Source organism: Planktothrix sp. FACHB-1355 (genome assembly GCF_014748295.1).
Classification (GTDB): domain Bacteria; phylum Cyanobacteriota; class Cyanobacteriia; order Cyanobacteriales; family Aerosakkonemataceae; genus Aerosakkonema; species Aerosakkonema funiforme_A.
In genome coordinates this window covers 1-2,006 of sequence record NZ_JACJUP010001230.1, presented here as the reverse complement: position 1 = coordinate 2,006, position 2,006 = coordinate 1, and the positions used below count along the sequence as shown (strand labels likewise).

At 48.7% G+C, this 2,006-nt stretch carries 2 protein-coding genes; one reads left to right on the top strand and one right to left on the bottom strand.

The features are described from left to right. Window positions 1-73: 73 nt before the first annotated feature. Window positions 74-1,606, top strand: a complete 1,533-nt coding sequence (locus tag H6S82_RS31070) for a SagB/ThcOx family dehydrogenase (protein WP_190474865.1) — start codon at window positions 74-76, stop codon at window positions 1,604-1,606. Between the two features lie 161 nt (window positions 1,607-1,767). On the opposite strand, the gene H6S82_RS33140 is transcribed toward H6S82_RS31070, so the two are convergent. Beyond that, a partial coding sequence (locus H6S82_RS33140) for a hypothetical protein (RefSeq protein WP_206756917.1) occupies window positions 1,768-2,006 on the bottom strand: 239 nt, incomplete at its 5' end.

Below are 2,006 nucleotides of genomic sequence, written 5' to 3'. Positions count from 1 at the left end.
GGTAGCTAGCGATAACACTTTTGGTGCGGTAAATGCCAAGATCGAAAGGAAATAGAAGCATTTGATAACTTGTATGGCAGAAGTGCGAGGATCGATCGCTCAGCATTACCACGAGCGCACCAAATATGACCCCGAAACGATTGCTACCAAAAGTCAGGGTTTAGACTGGTCGAAGCAACCTGTGCCATTCAAGGAATACAAAATTGGCACTTCCTTTGACCTGAGACCCTATCTGAAACAAGAACCCGAAGCAGCTGTCAGCGCGGAGGTAAAGTGGTGGCGGCGTCTGTCGCAGTTGCTGTTTTGCAGCTACGGCTTGACGGCGAAAATGCCGATGCCGATGATAAATGCAGAGCCGATGTATCTGAGGGCAACGCCTTCCGCCGGTGGGCTGTATCCAGCTGAAGTGTATTTAATTTCTCGCGGGACGCCGCTACTGCCGCCAGGATTGTATAACTATCAGCCCAAAACTCATTCGCTGATTCATTTTTGGGAAAATGATGTTTGGAGGGCTTTGCAAGATGCTTGTTTCTGGCATCCGGTTTTAGACAGCACTCAGTTAGCGATCGTCACGACAGCGATTTTTTATCGATCGTCCTGGCGCTATCACGATCGCGCCTATCGACGGATTTACTTAGATACCGGTCATTTACTCGGCAATATCGAGCTAGCCTGCGCGATGAATGACTACCGCCCCCATTCGATTGGCGGTTTTGCCGATGAGGCGGTCAACAACTTGCTTTACCTCAACTCGGAGGAAGAAAGTACCATAACTGTAATTCCTCTGGCAGACTTACTAGATATCAAACAAAACTTGCCGCTAGCTCAGACAGCGTTGCCTTCCGGGACTCAAACCGATTATCCTCAAGTACCGGATGGGGAATTGCTGGGATATTTCCATCGCGCTACCAGGATTGATTTGTCCAACGCACCAAAGATGACGGACGCGACAGGGAAATCTTTGCAAGATAAGTATAACTTTCCCTTTTGTCTGAAAGTTTCTACGGCGACAAGGCCGATCGATTGGGGAGAAAAGCTGGAAGCACTCTTACACAATATTCTCAGACGTCGTTCCACTCGCGCTTACACAGGCGCTAATCTCACTTTGGAGGAACTGAACGCTTTACTGGATTTCACCTATCAACCCCAGCACTACGTTGAGCAAGGTTTAGATGGTTCTCCAGATTATTTCGATCTGAGTTTAATCGAGACGTTTATTGCTGTCTCAGGGGTCGATGGGTTAGAGGATGGCTGCTATTATTACGCACCACTAGCCCAAGAATTACGACAAATTCGCTTTAAAAACTTCCGACGAGAGTTGCATTACCTGTGCCTGGGACAGGAACTGGGACGGGATGCAGGGGCGGTGGTGTTTCACACGGCTGATTTGAAAACGTCTGTGGCGAAGTATGGCGATCGCGTTTACCGCTATTTGCACATGGACGCGGGTCATCTGGGACAAAGGCTGAATTTGGCTGCTATGCGCTTCAACTTGGGAGTCAGCGGTATTGGTGGCTTTTTTGATAATCAGGTGAATGAAGTGTTGGGTATCCCAGCTGATGAAGCAGTTCTGTACATCACCACTTTGGGGCGTCCGCGATCGTGAGGAGAGTCAAAAGTCAAAAGTCAAAAGTCAAAAGTCAAAATTTCTCTCTCTTCCCTCTTCCCTAGCCCCTAGCCCCTAGCCCCTAGCCCCTAGCCCCTAGCTCTTGCTAGCGAACCTTGCTAGGTATGTCAACCGGAATTTTGCCTGAAGCCACCCCAGCCCTAAAGGGACGGGGGTTCAAAATGCGATAAAACCTCCACTTGGCTCTCCCAAATTGGTACAACATCCAAGTTCTTAGTGTTAGTATTTTGAACTTTCGTTGCGACTCGCTCTGACTCTGGGAATTTTCCAAAGGAAGAAGGAACTTGTCCTCCTAATCGCAAGTTAATTTTCGTGGTCGCCTGTCTCCAAGCCGCATACAAGAGCGGTTCCGCACTTAACCAAGCGTTTTGTGCTTGAT

Bases quoted from the DNA above. Each gene is read 5' to 3' on its own strand.
- H6S82_RS31070 (WP_190474865.1), top strand. From the start codon at position 74: ATGGCAGAAGTGCGAGGATCGATCGCTCAGCATTACCACGAGCGCACC.